22 protein-coding genes are annotated in these 23,679 nt (G+C 66.0%); 16 read left to right on the top strand and 6 right to left on the bottom strand.

Features of this window, described 5'->3' with window-relative positions:
* Positions 1-60 precede the first annotated feature (60 nt).
* From G5C33_RS02000 to G5C33_RS01965, 8 genes are all read left to right on the top strand, one after another.
* Complete coding sequence (locus G5C33_RS02000; RefSeq protein ID WP_206518616.1) at positions 61-1,098, top strand: GlxA family transcriptional regulator; 1,038 nt, start codon at positions 61-63, stop codon at positions 1,096-1,098.
* Positions 1,099-1,252: 154 nt separating this feature from the next.
* A complete protein-coding gene (locus tag G5C33_RS01995; RefSeq protein ID WP_165325676.1) occupies positions 1,253-1,897 on the top strand; it encodes an outer membrane protein in 645 nt (214 codons plus the stop codon).
* 73 nt (positions 1,898-1,970) lie between these two features.
* Positions 1,971-2,312 carry a hypothetical protein gene (locus G5C33_RS01990; protein WP_206518615.1) on the top strand — a complete coding sequence of 114 codons (342 nt, stop codon included), beginning with the start codon at positions 1,971-1,973 and terminating at the stop codon, positions 2,310-2,312.
* A 54-nt stretch (positions 2,313-2,366) separates the two neighbouring features.
* The gene (gene crtY / locus G5C33_RS01985) at positions 2,367-3,530 is read left to right on the top strand and encodes a lycopene beta-cyclase CrtY (RefSeq protein ID WP_165325674.1); all 1,164 of its coding nucleotides are present in this window, start codon (positions 2,367-2,369) and stop codon (positions 3,528-3,530) included.
* On the top strand, positions 3,527-5,005 hold the full coding sequence (locus G5C33_RS01980; protein ID WP_165325673.1) for a phytoene desaturase: 1,479 nt from the start codon (positions 3,527-3,529) through the stop codon (positions 5,003-5,005). Before crtY ends, G5C33_RS01980 begins: the two co-directional genes overlap by 4 nt.
* On the top strand, positions 5,002-5,583 hold the full coding sequence (locus G5C33_RS01975; RefSeq protein WP_165325672.1) for an LOG family protein: 582 nt from the start codon (positions 5,002-5,004) through the stop codon (positions 5,581-5,583). The genes G5C33_RS01980 and G5C33_RS01975 overlap by 4 nt, the downstream gene beginning before the upstream one ends.
* Complete coding sequence (locus tag G5C33_RS01970) at positions 5,580-6,539, top strand: phytoene/squalene synthase family protein (protein ID WP_165325671.1); 960 nt, start codon at positions 5,580-5,582, stop codon at positions 6,537-6,539. The genes G5C33_RS01975 and G5C33_RS01970 overlap by 4 nt, the downstream gene beginning before the upstream one ends.
* Positions 6,540-6,620: 81 nt before the next feature.
* Positions 6,621-6,890: a hypothetical protein gene (locus G5C33_RS01965; RefSeq protein ID WP_165325670.1), complete on the top strand. Its 270-nt coding sequence runs from the start codon at positions 6,621-6,623 to the stop codon at positions 6,888-6,890.
* On the opposite strand, the gene G5C33_RS01960 is transcribed toward G5C33_RS01965, so the two are convergent.
* Positions 6,864-7,100 (bottom strand): hypothetical protein, encoded by a 237-nt coding sequence (locus G5C33_RS01960; protein WP_165325669.1) that lies wholly within the window; start codon positions 7,098-7,100, stop codon positions 6,864-6,866. The two genes, G5C33_RS01965 and G5C33_RS01960, sit on opposite strands and share 27 nt — an antisense overlap.
* 140 nt (positions 7,101-7,240) lie before the next feature.
* On the opposite strand from G5C33_RS01960, the gene G5C33_RS01955 reads away from it, so the two are divergent.
* Both G5C33_RS01955 and G5C33_RS01950 read left to right on the top strand, forming a co-directional pair.
* Positions 7,241-9,073, top strand: coding sequence for an ABCB family ABC transporter ATP-binding protein/permease (locus G5C33_RS01955; RefSeq protein ID WP_206518679.1), 1,833 nt, complete (start codon positions 7,241-7,243; stop codon positions 9,071-9,073).
* A 13-nt stretch (positions 9,074-9,086) separates the two neighbouring features.
* A complete protein-coding gene (locus tag G5C33_RS01950) occupies positions 9,087-10,037 on the top strand; it encodes an alpha/beta fold hydrolase (RefSeq protein ID WP_165325668.1) in 951 nt (316 codons plus the stop codon).
* 188 nt (positions 10,038-10,225) lie between these two features.
* Here G5C33_RS01950 and G5C33_RS01945 read toward each other — a convergent pair whose 3' ends face one another.
* Together G5C33_RS01945 and G5C33_RS01940 are read right to left on the bottom strand one after the other, a co-directional pair.
* Entirely contained in the window at positions 10,226-11,686 is a 1,461-nt protein-coding gene (locus G5C33_RS01945; protein ID WP_165325667.1) for an ATP-binding protein, read from the bottom strand.
* 49 nt (positions 11,687-11,735) lie between these two features.
* Positions 11,736-13,166 (bottom strand): amidohydrolase family protein, encoded by a 1,431-nt coding sequence (locus tag G5C33_RS01940; RefSeq protein WP_165325666.1) that lies wholly within the window; start codon positions 13,164-13,166, stop codon positions 11,736-11,738.
* A 70-nt stretch (positions 13,167-13,236) separates the two neighbouring features.
* On the opposite strand from G5C33_RS01940, the gene G5C33_RS01935 reads away from it, so the two are divergent.
* The 6 genes from G5C33_RS01935 to G5C33_RS01910 are packed head-to-tail and all read left to right on the top strand — an operon-like array spanning position 13,237 to position 18,507.
* Positions 13,237-13,683, top strand: coding sequence for a DUF6265 family protein (locus tag G5C33_RS01935; RefSeq protein ID WP_165325665.1), 447 nt, complete (start codon positions 13,237-13,239; stop codon positions 13,681-13,683).
* Between the two features lie 39 nt (positions 13,684-13,722).
* Positions 13,723-15,489: a DNA helicase RecQ gene (gene recQ / locus G5C33_RS01930; RefSeq protein WP_165325664.1), complete on the top strand. Its 1,767-nt coding sequence runs from the start codon at positions 13,723-13,725 to the stop codon at positions 15,487-15,489.
* Positions 15,486-16,001, top strand: coding sequence for a hypothetical protein (locus G5C33_RS01925; RefSeq protein ID WP_165325663.1), 516 nt, complete (start codon positions 15,486-15,488; stop codon positions 15,999-16,001). Before recQ ends, G5C33_RS01925 begins: the two co-directional genes overlap by 4 nt.
* A gap of 41 nt (positions 16,002-16,042) precedes the next feature.
* Entirely contained in the window at positions 16,043-16,474 is a 432-nt protein-coding gene (locus tag G5C33_RS01920) for a TIGR01244 family sulfur transferase (protein WP_165325662.1), read from the top strand.
* Positions 16,475-16,522: 48 nt separating this feature from the next.
* Positions 16,523-18,145: a bifunctional phosphoribosylaminoimidazolecarboxamide formyltransferase/IMP cyclohydrolase gene (purH, locus tag G5C33_RS01915; RefSeq protein ID WP_165325661.1), complete on the top strand. Its 1,623-nt coding sequence runs from the start codon at positions 16,523-16,525 to the stop codon at positions 18,143-18,145.
* Positions 18,145-18,507: a hypothetical protein gene (locus tag G5C33_RS01910; RefSeq protein ID WP_165325660.1), complete on the top strand. Its 363-nt coding sequence runs from the start codon at positions 18,145-18,147 to the stop codon at positions 18,505-18,507. The genes purH and G5C33_RS01910 overlap by 1 nt, the downstream gene beginning before the upstream one ends.
* On the opposite strand, the gene G5C33_RS01905 is transcribed toward G5C33_RS01910, so the two are convergent.
* From G5C33_RS01905 to polA, 3 genes are read right to left on the bottom strand one after another with little or no spacing between them, the layout of a single operon-like run.
* The gene (locus G5C33_RS01905; RefSeq protein ID WP_165325659.1) at positions 18,504-20,045 is read right to left on the bottom strand and encodes a lipopolysaccharide biosynthesis protein; all 1,542 of its coding nucleotides are present in this window, start codon (positions 20,043-20,045) and stop codon (positions 18,504-18,506) included. The genes G5C33_RS01910 and G5C33_RS01905 overlap by 4 nt on opposite strands.
* Positions 20,029-20,868, bottom strand: a complete 840-nt coding sequence (locus G5C33_RS01900; protein WP_165325658.1) for a hypothetical protein — start codon at positions 20,866-20,868, stop codon at positions 20,029-20,031. Before G5C33_RS01900 ends, G5C33_RS01905 begins: the two co-directional genes overlap by 17 nt.
* Positions 20,865-23,630: a DNA polymerase I gene (gene polA / locus G5C33_RS01895; protein WP_165325657.1), complete on the bottom strand. Its 2,766-nt coding sequence runs from the start codon at positions 23,628-23,630 to the stop codon at positions 20,865-20,867. The genes G5C33_RS01900 and polA overlap by 4 nt, the downstream gene beginning before the upstream one ends.
* Between the last annotated feature and the right edge of the window lie 49 nt (positions 23,631-23,679).

The raw sequence follows: 23,679 nt of genomic DNA, 5'->3' as shown, positions 1-23,679 counted from the left end.
GGCAGAAAAGGTGGGGTAACTGTCCTAACGGTCTTCAGCGCATCGGGATACTGTCTGCCCATGACAAACGCTGCCAACATACAGACGCGGACGGCGCCGCAACGCCGGGTGGTGATGGTCACCTATCACGATGCCCATATCCTCGACGTGGTGGGACCGCTCGAAGTGCTTACCGGCGCCAAGCTGTTCCTGCCGCAGGGCACGGTGCCGTATGACGTGCATGTCGTGGCACAGGCGGCAGGCCCGGTGCGCACGACGAGCGGTCTGACGATCGAGGCCGACCAGTCCTTTGCCGAGGCCGCCGAGGATGCGCGGCCGATCGACACGCTGATTGTCGCCGGCGGGCACGGCACGGCTCAGGCGATCGAGGATCGCGAACTTCTCGATTTCGTCGCCGCCGCCGCGGGGCGTGCCGACCGCGTGGTGTCGATCTGCACCGGCGCGATGATCCTCGCTGAGCTGGGCCTGCTCGACGGGCGCCGCGCGACGACGCACTGGTGGTGGTGCCCGATCCTTACGAAACGCTATCCCCGGGTTTCGATCGAACCCGACGCGATCTTCGTTCGCGACGGCAATATCTGGACTTCGGCGGGCGTGACCGCGGGCATGGACCTGGCGCTTGCCCTGCTCGAAGAGGATTGGGGCCACGACATCGCGCTCGAAGTCGCTCGGTACAATGTGATGTACATGATGCGCCCCGGCGGCCAGGCGCAGTTCAGCGCCAGCTTGCTCGCGCAGAAGGCGAATGACGGCAAGATCGCCGAAACGCTCGCCCATATCCTCGACCATGTCGGCGAGGACCTGACCGTTACCAGCCTCGCCGCGCGCGCCTGCATGTCCGAGCGCAGCTTTGCGCGGAAGTTCAAGGAGGAGATGGGCGTGACGCCCGCCCATTATGTCGAAATGGCACGGCTGCAGGCGGCCCGCGTGGCGCTCGAACAGTCCACGACCCCGGTCGACGCGATCGCCCTGCGCTCGGGCTTCGGCAATGCGGAGCGGATGCGTCGCGCGTTTCAGCGGCACCTGGGCGTATCGGCGACGGATTATCGCGACCGCTTCCGCCTGACAGCACGCGGTCCAGAGGCGCTACCGACCTGACAAGGCCCTGAGGAAAGCGCCCGCCGCCGCCACGATCGGCCCGCGCCGGGCGCAATTCCACCCGAAGCAACGCGATCCTGCGCGTCAGCCCCGTCTGACGCCACGGAGTCGCTTGTCCGCAGCACATGCAAATCACTCGAAGGAAGGACGTAAAATGAGCACGAAGATGATGAACCGCGGCACGTTTCAACTGGTGGCGCTGGGCACCGCGGCGTTCGTCGCGCTGATCACCACGCCGCCCGCCCGCGCACAATCCGACGGCGAATATTTCAACGGAGTCGCTATCGGCGCGCAGGCGGGATGGGAGGACCGTCGGATCGAAGAAACGGTCCTGCCGGCAACGCTCAACACCACGCTGTCGGACAGGCGCGCCGGCTTCGCCTATGGCGGCTATGCCGGTTACGACCATCAGTTCGAGAATTTCGTACTGGGTGTCGAGGCCGGGTTCAGCCCGAACGGCAAAACGCTCCGCGCGGACATTCCCGGCGGCACGATCGAACTCGATTCGAAGTGGAATGCCGACTTTTCGGTGCGCGCCGGCATCGCAGTGCAACCGCGGGTGTTGGTCTATGGCCGGGTCGGCTATGCGCTGAACCGCTACCGGATCAGCGGCTTCGCCACCGGCAACACCACGCCGGTCGCAAGCGAAGGCGAGACCGTCGACGGCGTATTGTTCGGCGGCGGTGTTGAAGTTGCCGTTTCGCGCAATGCCTCGGTCCGTGCCGAATATCGCCACCGGAAGCTCGACGGCTCGCTGTCGTCGAACCAGGCGCTTGGCGGCCTGACGCTGCGCTTCTGAAGCCGGTCCGGGCCGCCTTGCCCCGGCGAAGCGGCCCGGACACCACTTTCCCCGGAATATCTCAAGGAGCGACATGATGGTTCGCAAGCCTGTACTGCTGCTCGTCCTCGCGCTGATGGGTGCGGGATGCACGAGCGTCGAACATCGCACGGCGCGCTTTGCTCCGCTGAGCTGCGCGCAACTGGAAACCGCGCTCGATTATGAAACGCGCGCCGAACGCAGCGCGCGGCGCAACGGCGTGGTAGCCGGCGTGGCGAGCATTTTCGAAAGCGGCAGCGAGGAGGATGTTCTCGAACTCGATTCGGACATGAGCTTCCTCGAAGCCGACGATCGCCGCCTATCGGTGCGCGCCATCCGCGCCGAGCAGCAACGCCGCTGCCCGACCAGCTTCGACACGGCGGAGGCGATGCGATGAACTAGCGCCAGAGCGGGGCTTCCCCCATCTCCCGCGATTCGCTAACCGCAGATCATGCCGGTCACCCATAATTGCGATGTCGCTATCGTCGGCGGGGGACTTGCGGGCGGGCTGATCGCGCTGGCGCTCACGCGAAAACGCCCCGATTGCACCATTCGCCTGATCGAGGGATCGCGCCGGATCGGCGGCAATCACCTCTGGTCCTTCTTCGCGAGCGACGTCGCGGCCGAGCATCGCTGGCTGATCGCGCCGCTGATCAGCTATGGCTGGACGGGCTATGACGTCGCCTTTCCGGGGCACGCCCGCACGCTGAAGAACCCCTATTATTCGATCGAGTCCGAACGACTCGATCAGCTGGTTCGCGAAACGCTGCCGCGCGACGCTCTGATGCTCAAGCGCAAGGTGCTCGCCACCAGCGCCAAGGCCGTGGTGCTCGCCGATGGCGACCGGGTGGAAGCGCAGGGCGTGATCGATTGCCGCGGTCCGGCCGACCTCTCGATGCTCGACCTGGGCTGGCAGAAATTCCTCGGGCGCGAGTTTCGCCTGTCCGACGGACACGACGTGCCGCGCCCGCTGGTGATGGACGCGACGGTCGAGCAGCGCGACGGCTATCGCTTCGTCTATTGTCTGCCCTTCGCCGCGACGCGGATGTTCGTCGAGGACACCTATTACAGCGACGACCGGCATCTCGACGCCGATCTGCTCGGGGCGCGGATCGACGAATATGTCGCCGCCAGCGGCTGGCAGGTCGATCGCGTCGCGCGCGAGGAGGGCGGCGTGCTGCCCGTCGTGATGGGCGGCGATTTCGAGGAATATTGGCGCGCTGGCGGCAATCGCGTCGCCAAGGCGGGGATGCGCGCGGGGCTGTTCCACCCGGTCACCGGCTATTCGCTGCCCGATGCGTTGCGCGCGGCCGCGGCCGTCGCCGATGCCAGCGACGTTTCGGGCGTCGCGCTTCACGATCTGCTGCACGGGCTGGCGCGGAAGAGCTGGCGGAGCCGCGGCTTCTATCGCACGCTTTCGGCGATGCTGTTCCGCGCGGCCGAGCCGGCCGAGCGCTGGCGCATTCTCGAGCGCTTCTATCGGCTGGACGCGGGGCTGATCGCGCGCTTCTATGCCGGTCAATCGAGCGTGGCGGACCGGTTGCGCGTGCTGAGCGGCAAGCCGCCGGTGCCGATCGGCAAGGCCGTCAAGGCGATACGGGGAAAGAAGCGATGAAGCGCGTGGCAGTGATCGGCGCGGGATTCGGTGGGCTTGCCCTGGCGATCCGGCTGCAGTCGGCGGGGATCGAAACGACGCTGATCGAGGCGCGCGACAAGCCGGGCGGGCGCGCCTATCATTGGGAGCGCGACGGTTTCACTTTCGATGCCGGGCCGACGGTGATCACCGCGCCGGATGCGCTCGCCGAACTGTGGCAGCTTACCGGGCGCGACATTTCGGAGGACGTGAAGCTCCTCCCCGTCATGCCCTTTTACCGGCTGAGCTGGCCCGACGGGACCGAATTCGACTATTCGAACGACGACACGCAGCTGCGCGGCGAGATCGCCAAGCTCTCCCCCGAAGACGTCGATGGCTATCGCCGCTTCCTCGGCTATTCCGAAGGCGTCTATCGCGAAGGCTATGTGAAGCTCGGCCATGTGCCGTTTCTCGACTTCGGTTCGATGCTCAAGGCCGCGCCCGCGCTGGCGCGGCATCAGGCGTGGCGATCGGTCTATTCGATGGTGTCGCACTTCGTGAAGAACGAGAAGCTGCGCGAGGCGCTGTCGTTCCACACATTGCTGGTCGGCGGCGATCCGATGAAGACCAGCGCCATTTATGCACTGATCCACAAGCTGGAAATCGATGGCGGCGTCTGGTGGGCGAAGGGCGGGACCAACAAGCTGGTCGCCGGGATGGTGGCGCTGTTCGAGCGGCTGGGCGGCGAAATCCGGCTGGGCGATCCGGTGACGCATATCGCGACGCTCGGCGACCGGGTGACGGGACTGACGACCAGATCGGGTTTCCAGATCGATGTCGACGCGGTCGCGAGCAATGCCGATATCGTCCACAGCTATCGCGACCTGCTCAGCGACAATCGCGCGGCACAGCGCACCGCCGACCGGCTGGAGCGCAAGCGTTTCTCGCCGTCGCTGTTCCTCGTCCATTTCGGGCTGCGCGGGACCTTCCCCGATATCCCGCACCACATGATCCTGTTCGGCCCGCGCTACAAAGGGCTGCTCGAGGATATTTACGATCACGGCGTGCTGGCGCAGGATTTCTCGCTCTATCTCCACCACCCGAGCGCGAGCGACCCGGCGATGGCGCCCGAGGGGCACGCGACTTTCTACGCGCTCGCCCCGGTGCCGCATCTGGGCAAGTTTCCGGCCGACTGGAACGAGATCGGGCCGATCCTGGAGGCGCGCATCCTCGCCGAAGTGAAGAAGCGGCTGATCCCCGATCTCGACGAACGGATCGTCACCAGATTCAGCTATGCCCCGCCCGATTTCGCGCGCGATCTGGCCGCGCATCACGGATCGGCATTCTCGCTGGAACCGATCCTGACGCAAAGCGCCTGGTTCCGGGTGCACAATCGCGACGACAATATCGCCAATCTCTATTTCACCGGTGCCGGAACGCACCCGGGCGCGGGCATTCCCGGCGTCGTGGGCAGCGCCAAGGCGACCGCAGGCCTGATGCTGGAAGATCTGACATGAAGCGTATCGCAGTCTATTGCGGATCGGCGAGCCCCGCCGATCCCGTCTATATCGAAGCCGCCAGGATGGTGGGCCGCAGCCTTGCCGAACGCGGCATCGGCGTCGTCTATGGCGGCGGCAAGCTGGGGCTGATGGGCGCGGTGGCCGACGCCGCGCTCGAAGCCGGGGGCGAAGTGATCGGCATCATCCCGCAGCGGCTGGTCGATGCCGAAGTCGCGCATCGCGGACTGACCAACCTTGAAGTCTGCGAGACGATGCACGAGCGCAAGGCGCGCTTCACCGAGCTTGCCGACGGGTTCGTGACGCTGCCCGGCGGCACCGGCACTATGGACGAATTGTGGGAAGCGATGAGCTGGGCGCAGCTCGGCTATCACGCCGACCCCATAGGCCTGCTCAACATCGCCGGTTTCTATGACGGGCTGATCGACTTCGTCGGCCATATGGGCAAGGTCGGTTTCCTGCGGCCGCAGCATCAGGGCATCTTGCTGGTCGACAGCGATCTCGACACATTGCTCGACAAGATGGCGAATTTCGAACCCACCGTGCCGATCGTACGCATGACTCGCGAGGAATTGTGAGCGAGCACGGCGCGCTTCCCAGCCGCGCGGCGATCGTCGCAACCGCGCACGAAACGATTTCGGGCGGATCGCTGAGCTTTGCCGCGGCGAGCCGGCTGTTCGACCGGACGATGCGCCAGCGGGCATGGCTGCTCTATGCCTGGTGCCGCCGCTGCGACGATCTCGCCGATGCGCAACTGCTCGGCCATAAAGGCCATTCGGAGGAAGACGCCGCCGCGCGGCTCGCGCTGATCCGCGAAGGGACCGAGGCGGTGCTTTCGGGCAAGCGGATCGGCGATCCCGGGTTCGATGCGCTCGGCGTGCTCAATGCCGAGCTGCCGCTGCCGCGCCACTTGATCGACGACGTGATTGCCGGATTCGCGCTGGACGTCGAGGACTGGCGGCCGCGCACCGAGGCCGATTTGCTGCGCTATTGCTATCATGTCGCGGGCGCGGTCGGGTGCCTGATGGCGCTGGTGATGGGAGTCGATGCGAAGGACGAGGCAACGCTCGACCGGGCATGCGATCTCGGCATTTCCTTCCAGCTTTCAAACATCGCGCGCGACGTGGAAGCCGACGACCGGGTGGGGCGCTGCTATCTGCCTATGGAGTGGCTGGCGGAGATGGACGTTTCGCCCGGCCAGCATGTGAAGCCCCATTATCGCGGGCGGTTGGTGGTGCTGGTGCGCCGCCTCACCGACCTTGCCGCGGCCTATGAAGCCAGCGGCCGGGCGGGAACGCCGAAACTGCCGTTCCGCGCCGCCTGGGCCGTACTCGCGGCGGCGGGGATATACGGCGCGATAGGGCGCAAGGTCGCTGCGGCGGGCGAACATGCCTGGGACCACCGCATCCGCACGCGCAATTTCGAAAAGATCGGCTGGATCGTTCGCGCTTTCGGGCAAGCGAGCGCGCGAGCCCGGCTTTACGGCACTGTGTCGCGCGACGCCGGATTATGGGACCGCCCGCGCGAGGGATGACGCACCGTTAACACTGTTCGGCAAAGTCCCGGAAACGCCGCGCAGGCGAAAAGACCAGCCATCATTCCGGGGATCGCAAAATTGACCTTATTGTCGCTTCGCCTCGCGCGCGCGCTCGACAAGGGGCGCGCAGCACATGACGCGCCTGCGCGAAACCGCGCCGAACTGCTCGCCACGCTGCTGCGCAAGCGCGCGGCGGCGCATAATGCCGGTGCCGGCGATCTCGAGGCGCTGCTGCGCGATCAGATACGCTGGGCGCTGCCGATCGAGGCTGGCGGCAAGGCATCCGGGCGTGATGAGGCGGATTCAGCCGAAGCTGCTGGTTCAGGATTCCGAACCGGCATCTCCTGACGCATCCGCCGAACGGATTGCGCCGCGCTGCATGCAGGATGCGGCGATAACCGGATAGGGAACGTCGGTATTGCTGCGGAGCGCGTCTGGCACAGCCGCTTCGCACGCCACCGCGCTTTCATACCGGACCGGCTCGACATGCTGCTGGCGACACGCGACACCGCTGTCGCCGCATCCCAAAATTGCCATCACGAAAAAAACCGGGTCCATCGTAGTCGCTCCTTCCGCAAAAGTTAACGAGCGGAAGGCCCCAGACGTTCCGTAGCGATTTGAGTCACTTGGCTGCCGTCGCTCGGTTCCCGGTCGCGTGAACAGTTGCAAGCATCGGCCGCTGCCTCCAGATGAGCGCGATGCCTCCCGATCTGCCGACTGCCTCCGCGTCCGAGCGGCCGATGCTTGCAACGCTGCGGCGGTTCCTCCCTTATCTCTGGCCCAAACACGCGCCTGCGCTGCGCGTGCGCATCGTCGTCGCGCTGTGCCTGGTCGTCGGATCGAAGCTGATCCAGGTCTATGGCGCCCCCTTCGCACTGCAGGGCGCGATCGACGGCATGGCGCAGGGATCGCGCGACGGCGTGTGGCTCGTCGTCGCACTGGTCGTCGGCTATGCCGCCGCGCGGCTGGGAACGGTATTGTTCGACAATCTGCGCAACGCCGTGTTCGAGCGGGTGGGCCAGGATGCGACGCGGCGCCTCGGCTCCGACGTCTTTCGCCATCTCCACCAGCTCAGCCTGCGCTTTCACCTGACGCGGCGCACCGGCGCGGTCACCAAGGTGATCGAGCGCGGCACCAAGAGCATCGATTCGATGCTCTATTTCCTGATCTTCAACATCGCGCCGACCATCCTCGAACTGGCGCTGGTGCTCGGCATTTTCTGGACGCGGTTCGGAGTCTGGCTGGTTGCCGGAACAGTGACGATGGTGGTCGTCTATATCGCCTTCACGCGGATCGTCACTGACTGGCGATCGAAGCTTCGCGAGCGGATGAACGATCTCGATACCGGCGCCGTGGCGCACGCGGTCGATTCGCTGCTGAACTTTGAAACGGTCAAATATTTCAACGCCGAACGGCGCGAGGCGGAGCGCTATGACAAGGCGATCCACGATTACGCGGCAGCCGCGACGACATCGGAGAATTCGCTCGCCTGGCTCAATATCGGGCAGAGCGTCATCACCAACACGATGCTCGGCGCAGGGATGGCGCTGGTCGTGTTCGGCTGGGCGCGGGGCGATTTCTCGCCGGGCGACGTCGTGCTGGTCTCGACCCTGCTCAGCCAGCTTTTCCGGCCGCTCGACATGCTCGGCTGGGTCTATCGCACGATCCGCCAGGGCGTGATCGACATGGCGGCGATGTTCGACCTGATCGATACCGATACCGAAGTGCGCGACGCGCCGGATGCGACCGACCTCAAGGTAGCGAAGGGCCATGTCCGGTTCGATAATGTGCATTTCGGCTATGACGCCGATCGCGAGATATTGAAGGGCATCGACCTCGACGTCCCCGCCGGTTCGACGCTGGCGGTGGTGGGGCCATCGGGCGCGGGCAAATCGACTCTCGCGCGGCTGATCTTCCGTTTCTATGACGTCACCGGCGGCCGGATCACCATCGACGGGCAGGACCTGCGCGACGTTCGCCAGGAAAGCCTGCGCGCGGCGATCGGCATCGTCCCGCAGGATACGGTGCTGTTCAACGACACGATCGGCTACAATATCGCCTATGGCCGCGCCGATGCCTCGCCCGACGAAGTGGCTGCCGCCGCTCGGGGCGCGGCGATCGCTGGCTTCATCCAGTCGCTGCCACAGGGATTCGATACGCGCGTGGGCGAGCGCGGACTGAAGCTTTCGGGGGGCGAGAAGCAGCGCGTGGCGATCGCCCGCACACTGCTGAAGGACCCGCCGATCCTGATTCTCGACGAAGCGACCAGTGCGCTCGACAGCCGGACCGAAGCCGATATCCAGGCGACGCTGGAAGCGATAGAGCGCGGACGCACGACCATCGTGATCGCGCACCGGCTGTCGACGGTGGTCCATGCCGACCGGATCGTGGTGCTCGAATCGGGCCGCGTGGTGGAAAGCGGGACACATGGCGAACTGCTCGCCGCAAAGGGCGTTTACGCCGAAATGTGGAACCGGCAGGCAGCCGAACGCGAGGAAGAAGACGGAGACGACGCGCTTGTCACGAAATGACATGGGAGACGATATGAACCGCACGAGCAAATGGCTGACCGGGATCGGCGCGGCGAGCGCCGCGCTGGGCGGCGGGCTGGCCCTGTGGAGCGCGTTGGGCGCGCGTGGCGCGGAGGCGACCGTACCGCAGGATGGCGCGCTGCTCGACGTGCCGGGCGGGCGGCTTCATTATGTCGATCGCGGCAGCGGCATGCCGATCGTGATGCTGCACGGGCTGCTCGGGCAGTTGCGCCATTTTTCCTATGCGCTCGCCGACCGGCTCGTCTCCGATTATCGCGTCATCCTGATCGACCGGCCCGGCTGGGGCTATTCGACCGTCGAGGGGCCGCACCCCACGCTGCCGCAACAGGCGGAGATGGTCGCCGCGCTGATGGCGCGGCTCGCGCTCGAACAGCCGGTGGTGGTCGGGCATTCGATGGGCGGCGCGCTGGCGCTGCAGCTCGCGCTCGATCATCCCGATCTGGTGAGCACACTGGGCCTGATCGCGCCGCTGACGCAGCCGATCGATACCGCGCCGGAGGCGTTTCGCAGCTTGCTGGTCCAGTCTCCGGCGCTGCGCGCGCTGATGTCGTGGACCGTGGCGGTACCGATGGGCAGCCTCACCGCGATGGAGACGATGCGCAAGATATTCGCGCCCGACGCGGTGCCGACCGATTTCGCCAGCCGCGGTGGCGGCGCATTGTCGCTGCGCCCGCAAAGCTTCCGCGCCGGCGGCGAGGAAATGCTCGCCGCGCCCGAGGCGGTTGCCGCGATGGTGCCGCGCTATGGCGAAATCACCGCGCCGACATCGATCCTGTACGGTCGCGAAGACGCGATCCTCGACCCCGAACTGCATGGCCGCGTGACGGTCAACGCCATTCCCGATGCGACGCTGGAGATCATTGAGGGCGGCCACATGCTGCCGCTCGCGCATCCGCGCGCGACCGAGGCCTGGCTGCGGCGACTGATCGCGCGACGGGGGTAACTGGTCTCCACAACCGTTGGTGCTGAGCCTGTCGAAGCACCGTCCTTCTTCTTCTCTTCCGCGGAAAAGAAGAACAGCCCCCTTCGACTGCCTGCCAAGGCAGGCGCTCAGGACAGGCTTCGACAAGCTCAGGGCAAACGGAGGATGAGAGGCAAGCTCAGCACAAACGGTGGTGCCGGGGTTGAAGCTCAGGCCGTTTCCGCCGCCGCGGTGGTCCAACCGAGCTGCGGAATCGTGATCGAGCGTTTCCCCGCCAGATCGACGCGCGTCACGAACAGGTCGCGGCTCTCGATATAGGCGATCAGGCGACGCACGCGGCCGGGCGAGCTGGTGCCATAGCTTGCCGCCAATTCGCTGTCGCTCGGGCAGGGCTCTCCCTGCCGCGCGGCGCGGGCGACCATCAGGAACGGGCCGAGCATGTCGTCGGGCAACGCCGAGGCGGCGTCCATTGCCGCCTGCCAGCCATCGTCGTTCAAGTCGAAAATTCCCGCGCGCGCCGCCGAGAGACGCCGGACGAAGCCGGGCAAATCGAGCGGCGGACGCGGCACGCCGGCCATGCGGCAGCGGACCTGATAATCCTGATAGAGGACCGCAGGCGAGCGGAACGCCGAGTCTTCATCCGCGACGATCGCGCGCAGCACGTCGACATTCACGGCTTCCAGCTCCTCGGGCGGCTTTTCGGGCACGTCGGGGGAGGGCGCCGGGACAGTCGAGGCGAGCGCCTCGATCATTCGCTCGCTGGTCATCTTCGGCGCGGGCGGGGGGGAGGGCGGCGGGGTGAATGCGGGCGCTTCAGCGACGGGGGCGAAGAGCAGGTCCTTGATATCCTCGGGCGGCGATTCGGGAAGCGGGGCGAGCTTCGGGCTGCCGCTGCGCGCCGACGTCACGACGTCGCCGATGCGGATCGCGATCGGGCGGCGCGAAACGGCAGGGCCGAGCGCGAGGAAGGTGCCGCGCGAAAGATCGCGAATCTGTTCAGCCTGGCGCCGCTCCATCCCGAGCAGGTCGGCGGCGCGCTGCATGTCGATGTCCAGAAAGGTGCGGCCCATCAGGAAGTTCGACGCTTCCGCCGCGACATTCTTGGCGAGCTTGGCGAGCCGCTGCGTCGCGATCACCCCGGCAAGACCGCGCTTGCGGCCGCGGCACATCAGATTGGTCATCGCGCTCAAGGACGCGCGGCGCACGTCCTCGGCGACTTCGCCGCCGCCGGTGGGTGCGAAAAGCTGTGCCTCGTCGACCACGACGAGCGCCGGATACCAATGGTCGCGCGGGGCATCGAACAGCGCATTCAGGAAGGCGGCAGCGCAGCGCATCTGGCTTTCCGCCTCGAGCTCGTCGAGGCTGAGGACGACCGAGGCGCGATGTTCGCGCACGCGGCTCGCGAAGGCGGCGATTTCGCGCTCGCTATGCTCGGCCGCCTCGATCGCGACATGGCCATATTCGTCGCCCAAAGTGACGAAATCGCCTTCGGGATCGATCACCACCTGCTGGACATGGCCGGCGCTGCGTTCGAGCAGGCGGCGCAGCAGATGCGACTTTCCCGATCCCGAATTGCCCTGAACGAGCAGTCGCGTCGCGAGCAATTCTTCCAGATCCATGCTGACGGCATCGCCCTTGCCGTCCAGCCCCATGTCCACGCTTACTGTCATTGTCCGATGCGTTTGGCGCATCGGGGGTGGGGCTAGCAAGTGGGCAGAGTCACTCGAACGCCTGTTGTTGCCCGATTGCCTCCATCACCTGCGCCTGGCTGCGTTCGGCATCGACCCGGGTCGCCGCGTCGCGCAGCCCCGCCAGCGCTTCGCCGTCAAGCCAGCGGCCGCCGCGCACCAGCGCCCAGGGTGTGCCCGCCGCACCGACATCGGCAAGCGGATCGCCATCGAGCAGCAGGAAATCGGCACGATAGCCCGGCGCGATGCGGCCCGCTTCGTCGCTTTCACCCAGTATGCGAACGGGATTCACCGTCGCCGCCTGCAACGCCGCATAGGGGCTGAGCCCCGCCGAGACGAGCAGGTGCAACTCGTCGATCAGCGAGCGGCCGGGGATATTGGCGAAGATGCCCGAATCGGTGCCCGCGATGAGCGGCACGCCCGCATCGTGGAGCATGCCCGTAAACCGGCGGTAGAATTCGAAATCGGCGCGCGCGGCTTCGGCCGATTCGCCCCGCCAGCGGGCGAAATTCTCGCCCTCCATCATCGTGATGAACGGATTGAGCGTCTCCGTCCCCGGCCGTTCGAGCCAGGCGCCGCGCGTCTCGGCGGTCCGCATCAGCCCGTAGAAGGCGAAGAGCGTGGGATCGACCGCGACGCCGGACTCGGCGATCCGTGCGGCCAGCGCGCGCGCCGCGTCCATGTCGCGCCCGCCGCGCAGCCCGTGCCAGACAATCGATTCGGCATGTTCGAGCGTGACGAAGCCGTCGTCGAGCAGGGTTTCGAAGGGAATGTTGAACGGCCGATCGAACGGAATGCCCGGTTCGCGCACCCCTTCGGGCGGGTGGCCGGTTATCGTCATGCCGAGCCGCGCGGCTTCCTCGCGGATCGCGGCATAGGCCTCTGCCGACAGGTTCGAATAAACCTTCAGGCGGCGGAAGCCTTGGTCGTACTGCCATTGCACGGCAGCACGCGCGGCCCGCGCCGTATCGACGATCTGGTGATTGGGCTGCGCATTGGGGCCGCTGCCGTTGAGGATCGGCCCGGTGGTGACGATACGCGGCCCGTCGATCTCGCCCGCCGCGACGGCATCGCGCAGCGCGAGTAGATAGGGCATGCCCGACATGTTGCGCACCATCGTGACGCCGTGGCCGAGATAGCCGGCCAGTTCGGGCGTATCCCAGACATGGACGTGCATATCGACCAGCCCCGGCATCGCCAGCCGATGCTCGCCATCGATCCGCCGCGCGCCATCGGGCAGCGCGATGCTGCCGCTTTCGTCCACCGCGACGATCCTGCCCCGACTGACCAATATGTCCTGATCATGGGCGATCACCGGAGCGTCGCCCGACAGATCGAGGACATTGACATGCGCGATCAGCAGCGCGGCGGGATCGGGCGCTTCCTGCGCGCAGAGCGCCATCGACCCGACGAGATTCGAGGCGGCCAGCGCCAGCGCAATCCGTTTCAGTAGCGTAACCATCAGAAGTCGATAGCATTGCCGCCAAAAAGTGCCAGACTGCATCGACGACCATCGGAGAAGGGGAAGATACATGCTGCGAACGATGCTGCTCCCGATTGCCGCACTGGCGCTCGCCGCCAACCAGAGCGCAGCGCCGACGATCGCGGACGTCGCTTTCATGGCGGGCGAATGGGGGGCAACCGATGCCGATGGCTGGACCATCGAACATTGGAGCCAGCCGGCGGGCGGCACGATGATGGGCTATGCCATGTCGGGTGACGACAGCGTGACCTTTCGCGAGTTCCTCCGCATCGCGCCGGATGCCGAAGGCACGCTCGCGCTGGTCGTCACTGGCGTCGATCTGACTCCGGTCGCCTTCACGCTTACCGAAACCGCGCCGAACCGCGTGACGTTCGAAGCGCCCGAACATGATTATCCACAGAAAATCAGCTATATGCGCGATGGTGACGTCATGGTCGCGACGATTTCGATGGCCGATGGCAGTAATCCTTCGACCTGGGAATATCGCCGCCGCTGATACTGGCCTGAACGGCACTGCTTGTTATAGGTCGCCGCAATGTCCGCCGACCCGATTTCCGTCCTGCGCGCCACTTTCGGCTTCTCCGGCTTTCGCGGAGTGCAGGAGCAGGTCGTGGAGCGCGTCCTGTCGGGCCGCAACACGCTGGCTGTGATGCCGACCGGCGCGGGCAAGTCGCTTACCTATCAGCTACCCGCCGTCGCGATGCCGGGAACGTGCCTGGTCATCTCGCCGCTGATCGCGCTGATGCACGATCAGCTGCGCGCGGCCGAAGCCGTCGGCATTCGCGCTGCGACGCTGACCAGTGTCGATGATAATCGCGAAGAAACGGTCGCACGCTATCGCCGGGGCGAGCTGGACCTGCTCTATGTCGCGCCCGAGCGGGCCTCGTCCGAAGGGTTTCGCAATTTGCTGCGCGCCGCGCCGCTCAGCCTGTTCGCGATCGACGAAGCACATTGCGTTTCCGAATGGGGGCATGATTTCCGCCCCGATTACCGGCTGCTGCGGCCGATGCTCGACATGTTTCCCGATGTCCCGCGCCTCGCGCTGACCGCCACGGCGGACGCGCATACCCGTGCCGACATTCTCGAACAGCTCGGCATTCCGCAGGACGGGCTGATCGTCGCCGGGTTCGACCGGCCCAATATCCGCTATCATATCGCCCCGCGCGACAGCGTGACGCGGCAAGTGGAGGCGGTACTCGCCGAACAGCCGGGACCGGGCATCGTCTATGCGCCGACGCGCGCGGGCGTCGAGCGGCTCGCGGAGAAGCTCGGCGCGAAGGGGCGGCCGGTGCTGCCCTATCATGCCGGGCTCGACCCCGAAGTGCGGCGGCGCAACCAGGCGGCGTTCGTCGCGAGCGAGGAAATGGTGGTGGTCGCCACCGTCGCCTTCGGCATGGGGATCGACAAGCCCGATGTCCGCTTCGTCGTCCATGCCGGGCTGCCCAAATCGATCGAAGGCTATTATCAGGAAACCGGCCGCGCGGGGCGCGACGGCGATCCTGCGGTGGCGCATCTTTTCTGGGGCGCCGACGATTTCGCGCGGGCGCGCAGCCGCATCGGCGAGGTCGAGGCGCATCGCCAGCAAGGCGAACGCACGCGGCTCGATGCGCTTGCCGGGCTGGTCGAGACGGCAGGGTGCCGCCGCGCGGTGCTGCTGCGCCATTTCGGCGAGGACCCGCCCGAAACCTGCGGCAATTGCGACAATTGCCTGTCGCCGCCCAAGGTGGCCGATGCGACACAGGTTGCGCGCAAGCTGTTGTCGGCCGTGTACCGGACCGGGCAAAGCTATGGCATCGGCCATATCGAGAAGGTGCTGACCGGCGCCAATGACGATCGCGTCACCGAGCGGCGCCATGACCAGCTGTCGGTATACGGAATCGTTGGGGGCGAGGAAGCAGCGTTGATCCGCCCGGTGTCGCGCGCGCTGCAGGCGCGCGGCAGCCTGATCGCGACCGAACATGGCGGATTGAAGCTCGCGGGTGACGCGCGCGAAATCCTGAAGGGCGAGGCGCGTATCGAAATCGTCGTCCCGCCCAAGCGCGAGCGGCGGCGGCGCGACGGCGCGAGCGCGGCCAATCCGGTCGGCAATCCGCTGTTCGAGGCATTGCGCGCCAAACGCCGCGAGATCGCGCAGGAAACCGGGCTGCCGCCCTATGTCATCTTTCATGATTCGGTGCTGCGCGACATGGCCGCCGCACGCCCCGCCAGCCGCGCCGAACTTGCGCAGATCTCCGGCATCGGCGAACGTAAGCTCGATGCCTATGGCGAGGAATTTCTGGCAGTGATCCGGGAGGTGGCGTGATGCGGAAATTAGGCATGCTGGCGATGCTCGCTGCATTGGCCGGGTGCGCCAATGCCCCCGGCGGCCCGCAATCGGCAGCGACCGCCGGCGCGCCTGAGGCGATCACGCTCGAAATCCGCAGCTGGGGCGTGTTGCGCACGCAATGGCGCCTCACCGCCGACGGCACCGGCAGCTACACCCGCGCCGAGAGCGACGGCGATTTCTACAAGCCCGATATGGTGACTCAGCCGCTTGCCGGTACGCCCGACGACTTTCGCGCGATCGTGGCGATCCTCCAGCCGGTGCGACGAGTCGCGACGGCCGAGGGAGGCGATTTGCCGTGCGAGCGCGTGATTACCGACATGCCCTACGGATCCGTGACGTTCGAGCAGGACGATCATCCCATCCGGCTCGATTTCGATATCGGCTGCCGCTCGGACGAAACACCGCCCGTCCATGAAGCGCTCGCAGGCGCGCAGGAAGCCGTCGCTCGTGTCGCGAACGGACATCCGGCGGCCGGAACCAACCCCTAGCAGCCTTGACGTCACCCCGGCGGGAAGCGCAAGGCGCGGGCATGACCGGACGCAAGATCGACTCGAACTTCACTGCTTCGCCGCAAATCACGCCCGAGCAGGTCGCCGACATCAAGGCGGCGGGATTCACCACACTTGTCTGCAATCGCCCCGACGGCGAGGAGGAAGGCCAGCCGCGCAGCGCCGATGTGCGCGCGGCGGCGCAGGAAGCCGGGTTGCACTGGGAGTTCATCCCGGTGACGGCCGCCGGATTTTCGGGAAACCAGGTCGAAGCGATGGTCGATACGCTCAAGACTTCGGACGGGCCGGTATTCGCCTATTGCCGCTCGGGCACGCGCTCGACCAATCTCTGGGCGCTGGCGCGGGCAAGCGAAGGCGACGACCCCGAAACGCTGACGGCCGCCGCGGCGAATGGCGGCTATGATATCTCGGCCATCCGTCCGCTGCTCGACACGCTGTCGGGCAAGGGCTGAGCGCCGCAGGGGTTGCCATCGGCGCTCGCTTGACCGAAAGGCGCGCGCATGACCGACATCGCCATCCGCCGCGCTCTCCTCTCCGTCTCCGACAAGACGGGCCTCGTCGACTTCGCCAAAGCGCTCGCCGCGCACGGCACCGAGCTGGTTTCGACCGGCGGGACGGCGAAGGCGCTGCGTGAGGCGGGGCTCGAGGTAAAGGACATTTCGGACCTGACCGGCTTTCCCGAAATGATGGACGGTCGGGTGAAGACGCTCCACCCGATGGTGCATGGCGGGCTGCTCGCGGTTCGCGACAATCCCGAACATACCGCCGCGATGGAAGAACACGGGATCGGCGCGATCGATCTGGTCTGCGTCAATCTCTATCCCTTCGCACAGACAGTGGGGAAGGGCGCCGACCGCGAAACGGTGATCGAGAATATCGATATCGGCGGCCCTTCGATGGTGCGTTCGGCGGCGAAGAATCACAATTACGTCGCGATCGTCACCGATCCGGCCGATTATGGCGCGATCGCAGAGGAACTGAGCGCGACCGGCGGCAAGACCGGCATGGCGACTCGAGTCAAACTGGCGGCCAAGGCCTATGCCCACACCGCCGCCTATGACTCGGCGATCGCCAACTGGTTCGCGTGGAACGACGCCTTCTCCAACCCGCTGGGGCAGGAAGCGCTGGGCGCGACTCCGTTCCCGGAGACGATGCCGCTTGCCTTTGCCCGCAAGGAAACCCTGCGCTACGGCGAGAACCCGCACCAGTCCGCCGCGCTCTATCTGCCGCAGGCCCCGGGGGCCGCTGGGATCGCGCAGGCCGAGCAGCTGCAGGGCAAGGCGCTCAGCTACAACAACTATAACGACGCCGATGCCGCGCTCGAGCTGGTCAGCGAATTTCGCGACGGGCCGCCGACCGTCGTCATCGTCAAGCACGCCAATCCGTGCGGCGTGGCAAGCGCCGACACGGTGCTCGACGCGTACAAGGCCGCGCTCGCCTGTGACAGCGTATCGGCATTCGGCGGGATCATCGCGGTAAACCGCCCGCTAGACGGCGAAACGGCAGCGGCGATCACCGAGCTGTTCACCGAAGTCGTGATCGCGCCGGGGGCGGACGACGCGGCGCGCGCGGCCTTCGCGAGGAAGAAGAATCTCCGCCTGCTGATCACCGGCGAACTGCCCGACCCCAAGCGGGACGGCTTCATGTTCAAGACCGTCGCTGGCGGGCTGTTGCTGCAATCGCGCGACAATGGCGTGCTGGTCGAGAGCGAACTCAAGGTCGTCACCAAGCGCCAGCCGACGCCGCAGGAACTCGCCGACTGCCAGTTCGCCTGGACCGTCGCCAAGCACGTCAAGTCGAACGCGATCGTCTATGCCCGGGGCGGCAGCACGGCAGGCGTGGGCGCGGGTCAGATGAACCGCCTCGAAAGCGCGCGCATCGCCGCGTGGAAGGCACGCGACGCGGCCGAAAAGGCCGGGTGGAGCGAGCCGCGCACGATCGGATCGGCGGTTGCTTCCGACGCCTTCTTCCCCTTTGCCGACGGATTGCTCGCGGCAGTCGAGGCGGGAGCGACCGCCGTCATCCAGCCGGGCGGTTCGATCCGCGACGATGAAGTCATCGCGGCGGCTGACGAAGCCGGGCTGGCAATGGTCTTCACCGGCATGCGGCACTTCCGCCACTGATGGGATGCCTGCTGCGAGCGGTGGCGATTTTCGCGCTATTGCTCGCGGTGGTGACTGTCGGCGGCGGCTATGGCGTGTCGCGCTGGACCGAAGCGCAGCTGCGCAGGACGGGCGCGCCGGCGGGCGTCTGTATTTCCCGCGACGCGCAGGCCAATCCGATATGGCCGCGCAATGGCGCGCAGCGCAAGGCGGTGCTGGCGCGCGTGGCGCTTCGCCGCGCGGGGATGGCGGGCAGTGGCACCGTGCCGCACCGCGTTCGCCATATCCTGGTCGACACGCTCGGCTTCTTCACGCTGAGCGACAGCGAGCAAAGCGAGCTGCTCGAACAAATCCCCGTCTGTCCGCCGCGCCTGCCTGGCTAGATCACGTCGCGATCGGGCAGCGTCGGCGTTTCCTTGCCGGTCTTCTTGAACAGCGCGCGATCGGCGGGGCCGAAAGCCCAGACCAGGATGACGAAGAAATAGACGATCAGGGTCACTGGTATGCCGACGGAAAGCTGCGCCCATTCATATTCGGGCGGCAGTTTGGTGAAGGTCCAGGCGACGATACTGCCCGCCAGCACCGCCCAGACGAACGGCCACCGTATTTCCGCCGCAGGCGCGCCCAGTATCTTCGACAGCATCCGCGCCTTGATCAGCGAGCCGCAGGTCAGCGAAATCGCAAGGGCCGCCGCCGGCGCCGCGGCCTGCCAGATTTCCGACAGACCAAGATCCCGCGCGACGAACACCAGCACGAAGCTGAGCGCGATCTGGAAGCCGAGCAGCAGCATCGACACCATCAGATTGCGGTGCCGCGCCGTATAGACCAGCCCCACCTCGCTCACCGCGCCGGTCGATGCCAGCACTTCGGCAACCAGCAGGAAGCAGAGCGCGGCCGCGCCCGACACGAATTCGGGGCCGATCACACCCATCACGCCCTCGGCAGGGATCCCGCCGGCCAGTGCCAGCGCCGCCTGTGCCGCCATGATCCAGAAGCCGACCTGACGCACCTGTCGCGCCACGGCCTCTGTGTTCCCTTCGGTCAGGCTCTGCGTGACGACGGGACCAAGGATCGGGTCGAAGCTGGTCTTCAGCTTTTGCGGCAGCGACGCGACTTGCTGCGCCATGTAATAGATGCCGACCACGCTCGGCGCGAAGAGCAGCCCCAGAATGAAGCGATCGACATTGCGCGTGCCCCATTCGATCGCATCGGCGCCCGCCAGCGGCGCATTTCGCTGCGCCAGCGCGAAGATATGCGTCGGGTGCGGCACCCATCCGTGCGGCAGGCCATAGCTTTTGATCAGAGGCACCAGCGACGCGACCAAAGCGGCGAGCATCGACAGCACATAGGCGATGATCAGCCCGTCGCGCGCGGAAACATAGACAAGCCCCCATGCGGCAATGCTGATCGTCCAGGGTTCGATGATCGCGCGCGCGGTGACCGACGCCTTGATATTGTGGCGATAGGCAAGCGCCGCGAGCGCGACGTCCGATCCGGCAATGGCGAAGACGATCAGCGGCAGAAAGCGCTCGAACCCGATCACTGCGCTGTTCGGATACATGGCCTGGGGGAACGCCATCAACACGCCGCTGGCGACACCCGAAACGATCAGCGCAACGACCATCGCATCCCAAACGACATGGGTATGTGGACGCCCGGTTTCGGCGAGCGCCTGTGCCAGGCCGCGCTTCAGCCCCAGCGTGGCGAGCAGCGCCGCGAGTTCGACCACCAGCACCGCCAGCGCGAACCGCCCGACGATTTCGGGACCATAGCTGCGCCCGGCTATGAACAGGAACGGCAGGCGCGCGGCAAGCCGCAGCACAAACCCGAATATGTTCGTGCGCCCGCCCTTGGCGAGCGTGGCGATATCTTCGGAGGAGCCGGTGTCGGGGGGAGTGGCAGCGTCAGTCGACACGCTCATATCCCTGCATCTCGACGTTGGTTATCGTTCCCGGCTTCGGCGGCGAACCATAGGGGTCCGCGTCCTTCAGATCGAACTGAATTGCAACTTTCCAGCTTCCACTCCGCGGTGCAATCGGTCGGCGGAAGGTTGCGCTCACGCATTCGGCAGCGCGGTGGCGACAGGAGCCGAACCAAATACCGTCCAGCTCATCGAAACGCAGCAATTGGAGAATCCTGACAGGATCGTCACACAGATGCGTGTCCGATTGCAGCAGGTTTTCGAAGGGTCCGGTTTCGCACACGACCGTCAGTTGTCCGGCACCGGCCCGCGCCACAAGGCGTTCGATCGCGGCTACTGCGAAATCGGCCTGAAGCGGTGCAGCTTCCATTGGAAAGTAGCGGGACGGGGTGCCGTCGGACAAAGCCGGCCCAAGTGCCGCGCATTCGTTCGCCGTCGCCGGCCGCCGCAGCTGCCGCGCCTCAGCCACCACGCCAAAGCGCGGATCATCCTCCAGTCGATCGAGCCGGACAATGCCGTCGCGCTCATTGGAGTCACCCACAGCGGCAAAAGTCGCGATTTTGGCAGTCGCACGGCAGAGCCCGGCATATTCCGTGGGCGAGGGTGCCTCGGCCAGCTCGATCACCATTACCCGGTTCGGATTACGCGTGTGATCCCAAACCGGATAGGCTCTCGCCTCCCGAATGTCGGGGTTCGCCGCGCCGAATACCTGCTCGGCGAGTTCGGCGACGTCCATGCCCCGCGCGACCGAATAGCGCAGCGGCTGATCCTGCGAGGAAGCGGAAGCGCCAAGCAAGGCAGCTCCGAGCAGCAATGAAATCAATGCGCGGCGCCCCAGCTCGGGCCGGTGCCGATTTCGACGCCTAGCGGTACGCTGAGCGTCAGCGCGGGTTCGGCCGCGCTTGCCATCACGCGCTCGATCACGGGTTTGGCTGCCTCCAATTCCCCCTCCGGGAGCTCGAACACCAATTCGTCGTGAACTTGCAGCAACATGCGCACGTTCGGCAAGCCTGCATCGGCGAGCGCCGGGCCCATGCGGGCCATCGCCCGCTTGATGATGTCGGCGCATGTCCCCTGGATAGGCGCGTTGATCGCGGCGCGTTCGCTGCCCGCGCGCTCATTCTGGTTCTTCGAAGCCAGGCGCGGGAAGTGCGTCTTGCGACCGAACAGCGTGCGCGTATAGCCATGTTCCTTCGCGAAGGTGAGCGTCTCGGCGATATAGCGGTTGATGCCGGGGAACCGTTCGAAATAGCGATCGATCATCGCCTGCGCTTCATCGGGAGTCACATCCAGACGCCCGGCAAGGCCCCAGCGCGAAATGCCGTAGAGGATCGCGAAGTTGATCGTCTTCGCCCGGCCGCGCGTGTCGCGGGTAACTTCGCCAAACAGTTCCTCGGCGGTCATGTTGTGGATGTCGTCGCCGCGTTCGAACGCTTCGCGCAGCTGCGGGACATCGGCGATATGCGCGGCGAGGCGCAATTCGATCTGCGAATAGTCGGCAGAAAGGATGACATTACCCGGCTCGGCGACGAAGGCGTCGCGGATCTGCCGCCCGGTTTCGGTGCGGATCGGGATGTTCTGCAGGTTCGGGTCGGTCGACGAGAGCCGCCCGGTCTGCGCGCCCGTCAGGCTGTAGCTGGTGTGGACGCGGCCGGTTTCGGGGTTGATCTGCGCCTGCAGCGCGTCGGTATAGGTGCTCTTCAACTTGGAGAGCTGGCGCCAGTCGAGCACCAGCCGCGCGATTTCGGCGCCCTTGGGCTGATCCTTGTCGGCGGCGATGCGCTCAAGCTCGTTGACGTCGGTCGAATAGACGCCCGACTTGCCCTTGCGCCCGCCCTTGATGCCCATCTGCTCGAACAGCACGTCGCCCAGTTGCTTGGGGCTGCCGATGGTGAACTTGCTTCCTGCCAGCTCATGGATCTCGGCCTCATAGCCCGCCATGCGCTGCGCGAAATCGCCCGACAGGCGCGACAGCGCCTCGGCATCGACCTTGACGCCTTCGCGCTCCATGCGCGCGATGACCGCGACGAGCGGACGATCGACCATCTCGTACACGCGCGTCGCCTCTTCATACTGCAGGCGCGGCTTGAACCTGCGCCACAGGCGCAACGTCACATCGGCGTCCTCGGCGGCATAGCGGGTGGCGGCCTTGAGATCGACTTCGTGGAAGCCGAGCGCCTTCTTGCCCGTCCCGACCACGTCCTTGAACGCGATGCAGCTGTGCGAGAGATGCGTCGCGGCCAGCTCGTCCATGCCGTGGCCGTGCTTGCCGGCATCGAGATCGAAGCTCATCACGATCGTGTCGTCATAGGGCGCGACATCGATGCCGTAGCGCGACAGCACGGTGAGATCATATTTGAGATTGTGCCCGATCTTGAGCACCGCCGGGTCCTCGAGCAGCGGCTTCAATGTCCTGACGACATAGTCGCGATCGAGCTGTTGCGGCTTTTCCGCGAACATGTCGCTGCCGCCGTGGGCGACCGGAATATAGCAGGCGAGATTGGGGTGGAGCGCCATGCTGATGCCGACCAGATCGGCCTGCATCGCATCGAGCGCGCTGGTTTCGGTGTCGACCGCGACCCAGCCCTGGTGCCGCGCCGCGATGATCCAGCGTTCGAGCGCGGTTTCATCGGTGACGGTTTCGTAGGCGTCGTGATCGCAAGGCGGATCTTCCGCCTGTACCGGCGCGTCGGGCGCGTCCTCCGCCACAGGGGCGTCGGCAACGGCGGAAAGGCGGCCGAGCAGCGACTTGAAGCCATGATGTTCGAGGAACGCGCGCAGCGGCGGCTCGGGAATGCCCTGCAGCTCGAATTCTTCGAGCGGGTCGGGCAGCGGCACGTCGCTCGCCAGTTCGACCAGCTGGCGCGAAAGGCGGGCCATTTCGGCATGCTCGATCAGATTGTCGCGCATCTTGGACTTCTTCATGTCCGGCGCGGCGGCGAGCACGGCCTCGACCGTCCCATATTCGTTGATCAGGTCGCTCGCGCGCTTGGGGCCGATGCCGGGCACGCCGGGGACATTGTCGACGCTGTCGCCCATCAGCGCGAGCACTTCGCCGAGCTTTTCGGGGCCGACGCCGAATTTGGCCCGGGTGTCTTCCGGGCCGAGACGGCGATTGTTCATCGTATCGAGCATGTCGACCGAGGGATCGGTCATCAGCTGCATCAGATCCTTGTCGGAACTGACGATGGTGACGCTCCACCCCTGGGCCATCGCGGCCTTGGTATAGCTGGCGATGAGGTCGTCGGCTTCCCAGCCTTCCTCTTCGATGCAGGGCAACGAAAAGGCGCGCGTCGCATCGCGGATCATCGGGAACTGGGGCACCAGATCCTCGGGCGGCGGCGGCCGGTTCGCCTTGTACTGGTCGTAGAGATCGTTGCGGAAGGTCTGGCTCGACTTGTCGAGGATGACCGCCATATGCGTCGGGCCGTCCTCCTTGTGGAGCTGTTCGGTCAGCTTCCACAGCATCGTCGTATAGCCATAGACGGCGCCGACCGGCTCACCATGAACATTGGTGAGCGGCGGCAACCGATGATAGGCGCGAAAGATATAGCCGGAGCCGTCGACAAGATAGAGATGTGGCATTGCCGAGCGGGCTTAGCAGGCGATGAAGCGGCAGGCGACAGGACAATAT

It is taken from the genome of Sphingosinithalassobacter tenebrarum (assembly GCF_011057975.1).
In the GTDB taxonomy this organism is placed as follows: domain Bacteria; phylum Pseudomonadota; class Alphaproteobacteria; order Sphingomonadales; family Sphingomonadaceae; genus Sphingomonas; species Sphingomonas tenebrarum.
This window is presented reverse-complemented; position numbering and strand designations above follow the sequence as displayed.